8 protein-coding genes are annotated in these 6484 nt (G+C 66.4%); 5 read left to right on the plus strand and 3 right to left on the minus strand.

What is annotated here, in order from left to right; translation table 11 throughout:
• Positions 1 to 2 precede the first annotated feature (2 nt).
• Positions 3 to 566, plus strand: a complete 564-nt coding sequence (locus ACF1G2_RS35715; protein WP_391802326.1) for a MarR family winged helix-turn-helix transcriptional regulator — start codon at positions 3 to 5, stop codon at positions 564 to 566.
• 293 nt (positions 567 to 859) lie between these two features.
• Here the strand turns inward: ACF1G2_RS35715 and ACF1G2_RS35720 are convergent, their stop codons facing one another.
• Positions 860 to 1711, minus strand: a complete 852-nt coding sequence (locus ACF1G2_RS35720) for a putative RNA methyltransferase (protein WP_391802327.1) — start codon at positions 1709 to 1711, stop codon at positions 860 to 862.
• 335 nt (positions 1712 to 2046) lie between these two features.
• On the opposite strand from ACF1G2_RS35720, the gene ACF1G2_RS35725 reads away from it, so the two are divergent.
• Both ACF1G2_RS35725 and ACF1G2_RS35730 read left to right on the plus strand, forming a co-directional pair.
• The gene (locus ACF1G2_RS35725; RefSeq protein WP_391802328.1) at positions 2047 to 2790 is read left to right on the plus strand and encodes an SDR family oxidoreductase; all 744 of its coding nucleotides are present in this window, start codon (positions 2047 to 2049) and stop codon (positions 2788 to 2790) included.
• A gap of 126 nt (positions 2791 to 2916) precedes the next feature.
• Entirely contained in the window at positions 2917 to 3861 is a 945-nt protein-coding gene (locus ACF1G2_RS35730; protein WP_391802329.1) for an RNA polymerase sigma-70 factor, read from the plus strand.
• A 212-nt stretch (positions 3862 to 4073) separates the two neighbouring features.
• Here ACF1G2_RS35730 and ACF1G2_RS35735 read toward each other — a convergent pair whose 3' ends face one another.
• Positions 4074 to 5291 (minus strand): RNA-guided endonuclease InsQ/TnpB family protein, encoded by a 1218-nt coding sequence (locus ACF1G2_RS35735; protein WP_391802330.1) that lies wholly within the window; start codon positions 5289 to 5291, stop codon positions 4074 to 4076.
• 25 nt (positions 5292 to 5316) lie between these two features.
• On the opposite strand from ACF1G2_RS35735, the gene tnpA reads away from it, so the two are divergent.
• Positions 5317 to 5733 carry an IS200/IS605 family transposase gene (gene tnpA / locus ACF1G2_RS35740; RefSeq protein ID WP_391802331.1) on the plus strand — a complete coding sequence of 139 codons (417 nt, stop codon included), beginning with the start codon at positions 5317 to 5319 and terminating at the stop codon, positions 5731 to 5733.
• Positions 5734 to 5879: 146 nt separating this feature from the next.
• Here tnpA and ACF1G2_RS35745 read toward each other — a convergent pair whose 3' ends face one another.
• Positions 5880 to 6275 (minus strand): zinc ribbon domain-containing protein, encoded by a 396-nt coding sequence (locus ACF1G2_RS35745; RefSeq protein ID WP_391802332.1) that lies wholly within the window; start codon positions 6273 to 6275, stop codon positions 5880 to 5882.
• Here ACF1G2_RS35745 and ACF1G2_RS35750 point away from each other — a divergent pair.
• Positions 6238 to 6363, plus strand: coding sequence for a hypothetical protein (locus ACF1G2_RS35750; protein WP_391802333.1), 126 nt, complete (start codon positions 6238 to 6240; stop codon positions 6361 to 6363). The genes ACF1G2_RS35745 and ACF1G2_RS35750 overlap by 38 nt on opposite strands.
• Positions 6364 to 6484 lie beyond the last annotated feature (121 nt).

Raw genomic sequence — 6484 nt, forward strand, 5'->3', positions numbered from 1 at the left:
CCATGGAAGCTATTATGGTGACCATGAAAGACCGGAGATCGCGGGATCGCGTAGCGCACATCCAGGCCGACTGGCGTCGCGAGCGGCCAGACGTCGACGTCAGCCCGCAAGGGGTGATCGGCCGACTGCACCGCCTAGCTGGTCGGCTTTCCGAGGAACTGTGCGTCGTTTACGACCGCTACGGTCTCAGCGAGGGCGAGTTCGACGTGTTGTGCGCACTGCGCCGAGCCGGTGAACCCTACGAACGGGCACCCGGCGAACTCGCTGCACACACGATGGTCACGACTGGCGCGATGTCAAAGAGAGTCGACCGGCTGGAACGAGCAGGGCTCGTCACGCGCCGCCGCTCCGATGATGACCAGCGCGGCCGAATCGTCGCCCTCACCGGACCAGGGCTCGAGCTGATCGACCTGGCTTTCACCGAGCACATGCGCAACGAGCGCCGCCTTCTGGATCTGCTGACGCCTGCCGAGGCTGAGCTGCTGGAGCCGCTGCTCACCCACTGGCTTTCCCGTCTTGAACACCGCTCTGTCGATCCGGTGGCCCGCTCGGGCCCGACCGGCTAACCGCGAGGGTCCGCCAGGAGGTCATCGAACATCACTCGTTCGGGTGCGATGTCTCGCCGCGGATTTCACATAGTGCAGGCATGGGCCACGGCCGCGCGATTACCTCACCACGAGTGCTGCCGCTCGAAGGCAGCGCGCTGGCCCGGGAACAGTTCGAAGGCGAGCGTCACGCACCACAACTAACTGGAGCGGTCGGGGAGAACAAGCTGCAGCCACCTTGGCTGTCGCCTGCACCCTGCCTTCCTTGGAGGGCAGGAAGGCAGAGTGCAGGCGTCGTCGGCCAGGCTGAATCGTTACCCCCGAGGCCGGTAGGCGGTGGCCAACACGGAGACGGTCACTTGATCAGGAATGCCGCGATCGCTCAGGTCTGCGCGGCTCACGTGGCGTGCGCTGGGTGTCATCGCTACCAGGTCCAGAGCATCAAGCCTGGTCACGGTCGCGGGGTACTCAACCTGCTCGGTATCGGCCGCTTCGAAGAAGGGGTCCAGCGCGCGGCTCAAGCGCTCTTCCTTAGCCGGGTCGATCGTGACCATCTCCGGCAACCAGCCGCGCAGCTCGGCCAGGTGCCGCCCCGTGGGGCGGACCACGATCAGCCGGCCACTCGGGCGCAGCACGCGGTGGAACTCGGCCGGGTTTCGTGGGGCGAACACGTCCAGCACAACATCGGCCATGGCGTCGGCAAGCGGGAAGGGGCGGAAAACGTCCCAGGCCACCGCGGCCGCTCGCTCGTGGGCGCGTGCTGCCGAGCGCAGCGCGCGCACCGATGTGTCCAGACCCAGGCCACGGGCGCCGGGCACCTGGTCAAGTACGCCGGCCAGGTAGTAGCCCGTGCCGCATCCCACGTCCACCACCGTGGCGCGCTCGGCGATTGCGTCGGCCGCCAGGCGCGCCCCGGCTGTGCGGATAGGCGTGTAGGCGCCGGTGGACAGGAATCTGTCCCGGGCCTGAACCATTGCTGTGTCGTCGCCGCTGGTGGCGCGGGAGCCCGTCAGCAGGCTGACGTAGCCATGGCGAGCGATGTCGAAAGTGTGGCCCACAGGACAGCGCAGCGCCCCGCGGTCGGGATGCAGATGACCCGTGCGGCACGTCGGGCAACGCAGCATGTCAAGGCAGAGTTCGAGGGCAGGGGGAAGCGACACGGGCACTGGTGCTCCTGGCAAGAAGTGGAAAGAGGGCCGTGCCTGCACGCGCGCTCAGAGCGTGACTGCCTCGAGAACGGACGGGCAGCGTCCGAAGCCTGGGCCACGCAGCAGGTACACCGAAGGGGCGACGCAGTCTGGCGTCGCCCTCAAAGCCTTCCGATCACAGAAAGCAGCAGTGCGGGGTGCTCATGAATGCCATGCGGGCAACTTACCAGCGTCGAGGCCCGTGGCCAGGCACTGCCCTTTACGCGCCGTAACGTAGGTGAGGCAACCTGTGACACCACTCACAACCCATGGGTGGATGTCACAGCCGTGGGGGGCATTTCGTCTCAAGGGGCATGACGAACATGGAGAAGACCTCGGTGCTGGTCACCGGTGGCAACAAAGGACTGGGACTGGAGACGGCCAGGCGGCTCGGCGAGCTTGGCTGGACCGTCTTCCTGGGCTCGCGTGACGAAGCTCGCGGTCGCGCAGCAGCCGACAAGCTGGCGGCCGATGGTGTGGACGTGGTGATGGTTCCGCTCGACGTGACCTCGGACGCGTCGGTCGCAGCCGCGGTCCAGACGGTCCGCACACACACCGACCGGCTCGATGTGCTGGTCAACAACGCCGGAGCCCCGGGGCACATCGTGCCGCCCGCGAACGCGACGGTCGAGGACATCCATCCCGTCGTCGACACGAATGTGTACGGGCCCATCAGGGTCACCCACGCGTTCCTCCCGCTGCTGGAAGCAGCAGCCCACCCGCGCGTGGTGATGGTGTCCAGCGGAGGCGGCTCGTTCAGCGTGGTGACCGACCCGGACCAGCCGGTCTCCAAGATGCACGAGCTCGCCTACAGCACCTCCAAAGCGGCACTGAACATGGTCACCGTCCGGTACGCGCAGGCGCTCCCGAGGATCAAGTTCAACGTCGCCACGCCCGGCGAAACTGCGAACCGCAAGTTCGCCGCGACCGACATGAACAACCACACCGGCGCACTGACGGTAACCGAGGGCACCGACTCAATCGTTCGCCTGGCCACGCTCGGCCCAGACGGGCCGACCGGCACGTTCGTCGACCGTCTCGGCCCCGTGGGGTGGTAACCATAGATGAGACGGCGGGCCGGCAGTCGCGTCGGTCCGCCAGGAACAGACCGGCACACAGCGTCGCTGCCCCTCCACGAGAGGGCGCGGTAATGGCAGTGTCAGGATAAGAAGGAGTGATCGGTCGTGAGCCGGGCGGAAGAATTCGAGAAGCTGCGGCCACTGCTGTTCTCGATCGCCTACCGGATACTCGGCAGCGTGGCTGAGGCCGAAGACGCCGTCCAGGAGACCTGGCTGCGCTGGGAGGCAGACGAGACCCGAACCGAGTCTCCGAAGGCATACCTGTCAAAGGTGGTGACCCGGATTGCGATCGACGTCCTGCAGTCGGCCCGGATGCGCCGAGAGGCCTACGTGGGGCCATGGTTCCCCGAGCCGCTACTGAACGATCCGTACCAGGATCCGGAGCGCTCGGCCGAGTTGGCCGACTCGTTGTCGATGGCAGCGCTACTCCTCCTCGAACGCCTCAGCCCGCTCGAGCGGGCGGTGTTCGTGCTACGCGAGGTCTTCGCGTTCAACTTCGAGGACATCGCTGCGGCGGTGGGCCGGTCGGAGGCAGCGTGCCGACAGCTCGCAGTACGAGCCAGGCGCCACATGAAGGCAGGACGGCCGCGTTTCGACGCGGACCAACAAGAGCGCGACATACTGGCGGAGCGATTCTTCAACGCGCTCCGGGAAGGCGACGTCGACGGCCTGCGTGATCTCCTCGCCGCGGATGTGTCCATGATCGGCGACGGCGGTGGTAAGAGCCCCCAGTTGGCCAGAGCCGTCATGGGCGCCGACAACGTGGCCAGGTTGTTCGCCACGTACTTCCCTCGACTGGTGCGCATCAACGTGACGTGGCAGCCACACGAGCTGAACGGCCAACCGGGCGCGATCTTCTGCGACCGGGATGGCAAGGTCCTCACCGCCATGGTCCTCGACGTCGTCGACGGGCAGATCCAGACGATCCGCTCGGTGACCAATCCCGATAAACTCGCGCACATCGGCCCAGTGGCGGACGCGTGGGCGATCAGCCGCGAGGCAAACCGAGCAGCCCGCAGGGCGCAGCCGAAGCAGGATGACCAACCGTAAGTAAGGACACCACCGGGGAGCTCAGCTCAGGTGCCGTCCAGCGGACGCCTTCGGGCCCGGTGGCCCTAACAACCACGAACAGCCTGCGGCCCGCGGGCCGACCCACGGTTGGGCAGCACCAATTCGAAACCATCTGTGACCGATCAGCCCGAGCTGCGTCCCATGTGGTGAGGTGAGGCCGGACCATGCGCTTTTGACTTCCTCTCCCCGCCCTAAGGGGCGGGGATTCCTACCACGGTCGTCTGACCGTCTCGGTGGGTTCCTGTTTCGCTGCGCTGCGCCGGGACGCGTCCCGGTCTTACCTGCGCTCCACAGGCTGACACCGCCAGTCCGGCGGCCTTGGCGACGTTGACCGCCGCGTTGATGTCCCGGTCGAGGACCGCGCCACACGCCTTGCACGTCCAGGTGCGGACGTCGAGGGGCTTGGGGCCGTCCTTGACGCCGCACGCGGAGCAGACCTGGGAGGTCGGCTCGAACCGTCCGATGCGGTGGAAGGTCCGGCCGGACTTCGCGGCCTTGTACTCCAGCTTCGCGACGAACGACGACCATCCGGCGTCGTGCACGGACTTGGCCAGGCGTGTACGGGCGAGTCCTTTGACCGCCAGGTCCTCGACGGCAACCGCTTGGTTCTCGCGGATGAGCTTCGTGGAGAGCTGGTGGTGGAACTCGCGCCGCGCGTCCGCGACCCGTGCGTGAGCGCGGGCGACCTTGATGCGGGAATCGGCCCGGTTGCTGGATCCTTTGGCCTTGCGGGACAGTCGCTTCTGTTCCCGCTTGAGCTTCTTCTCCGCCCGGCGCAGGAAACGCGGGCTGTCGATCTTCGTGCCGTCGGAGAGGATCGCGAAGTGCGACAGGCCCAGGTCGATACCGACGACCGATCGAGTCTCGGGCCGCGCCTTGGGTTCGGTCTCGACGACGAAGGACGCGAAGTACCTGCCGGCGGCGTCCTTGACCACGCTCACCGTGGACGGGACCGAGGGTAGAGAGCGGGACCATTTCACCCGCACATCGCCGATCTTCGGCAACGACAGGTTCCCGCCGGTGGTGATCTTCCACCGGGCATTCGCGGTGAAACGGACGGCCTGCCTGATGTCCCGCTTCGACTTCAACCGCGGCGCACCCATGCGAGGGCGCTTGCCCTTCAGCCCATCGAAGAAGTTCCGGTAGGCGGCGTCCAGGTCCCTCAAAGACTGCTGGAGCACAACGGCAGAGACCTCACCGAGCCAGGCGCGCTCTTCGGTGCGCTTGGCCTCTGTGATCAGCAGCTTGGACAGGTCGCCGGTCTTCGGGAACGCATCGCCATCGGTGCGGGCGGTCTCACGGGCGCGGAGCGCGTCGTTGTAGACCACCCGCGCGCACCCGAACGCCCTTGCCAGCGCGGACCGCTGAGGACCGTTCGGGTACAGGCGGAAGCTGTACCGAAGCTGCATGAGATCACCGTACTACGGTCGATTTATGGCCGAGTATCAGAACATCAGGACAGGCAGACACTGCACTTTCGCGCTCCACGCACACTTGGTTTTCGTGACGAAGTACCGGCACAAGGTCTTCAAGGACGCCCACCCCCAGCGCATAGAGGAGATCATGCGGGCCGTGTGCGAGGACTTCGAGTGCGAGTCGGTCGAGTTCAACGGCGAGGACAACCACGTGCACCTGCCGTTGAACTTCCCACCGAAGGTGGCCCTGTCCAAGCTGGTCAACTCCCTCAACGGCGTCAGCTCCCGCAGGCTCCGCCAGGAACACCCGGAACTAGTCCGGCACTACTGGCGGGCGCAGCGACTGCGGTCAGATTCCTGCTTCGCCGGATCGGACGGCGGAGCCCCGCCATCGATCGTCCGACAGTACATCGAACAGCAGAATCGTCCGCTTTGACCTGCGAGACAGAGCACTCCTCAGAATCCCTTCACCACCGGGCTGAAGCCCGGTGGTGAACTGCGATTAGTCCCGGTAGCAACAGCGACTCCTCCCCCTCATGAACGAGAGGGCTTCTCGCTATGCCGGTGCGGTTTCGCGACGGATCAGCCCGGCCCGTAGAACGTTGATCGCGCCCACGGTGTCCGCGTGCGCCTGTGGCCGCACGAGACGCAGGGGAGCCTCTCCTGGCTAGGCCGGCCTTCCGCCGCGACGCGCCCGCACTCGGGACGGGTCCGGGAGGTGTTGCGGGGGTCCACGGCGATCACTTCCCGTCCGGCGCTCTCAGCCTTGGCGAGGAGGATCGCGAGAAACACCCCCCATCCAGCATCGGAATCGAGCGGTTGAGTCCGGCCTTCGCGACAGCCCGTTGGGCGGTAACGCACCTGCCTGCGCAGGGTCGGGCTCAGGGGCCGGGGACCTTGACCATGTCGCGATCTTGAGATCTCCGTGTGCGATGAAGTCGTGTTCGCAGACCAGGCCAAGGGCGGTCTTGTGGGCATGGTCGAGTCGCCGGCCACGGACCCTGTCGTGCAGCTTGGCCACTTTCTCCTGGTGGCGCTGGAGGCGGACGCGCTCCTGGCCCTGTGAGGCTGGTCGATCCGCTACCGGGGACCGTGTGAATGGGGTGATGCGTCCATGGTTCATGCCGGCCGGCAGGTCTTTCCTGGAGTCAAGAAACGCACCCCAGGAGCCTGAGATGACCACCATG

Origin of the sequence: Streptomyces sp. NPDC013457 (assembly GCF_043089925.1) — a bacterium.
GTDB lineage: Bacteria > Actinomycetota > Actinomycetes > Streptomycetales > Streptomycetaceae > Streptomyces.

Bases quoted from the DNA above. Each gene is read 5' to 3' on its own strand.
- ACF1G2_RS35715 (WP_391802326.1), top strand. From the start codon at position 3: ATGGAAGCTATTATGGTGACCATGAAAGACCGGAGATCGCGGGATCGC.
- ACF1G2_RS35725 (WP_391802328.1), top strand. From the start codon at position 2,047: ATGACGAACATGGAGAAGACCTCGGTGCTGGTCACCGGTGGCAACAAA.
- ACF1G2_RS35735 (WP_391802330.1), bottom strand. From the start codon at position 5,291: ATGCAGCTTCGGTACAGCTTCCGCCTGTACCCGAACGGTCCTCAGCGG.
- tnpA (WP_391802331.1), top strand. From the start codon at position 5,317: ATGGCCGAGTATCAGAACATCAGGACAGGCAGACACTGCACTTTCGCG.
- ACF1G2_RS35745 (WP_391802332.1), bottom strand. From the start codon at position 6,275: ATGCCCACAAGACCGCCCTTGGCCTGGTCTGCGAACACGACTTCATCG.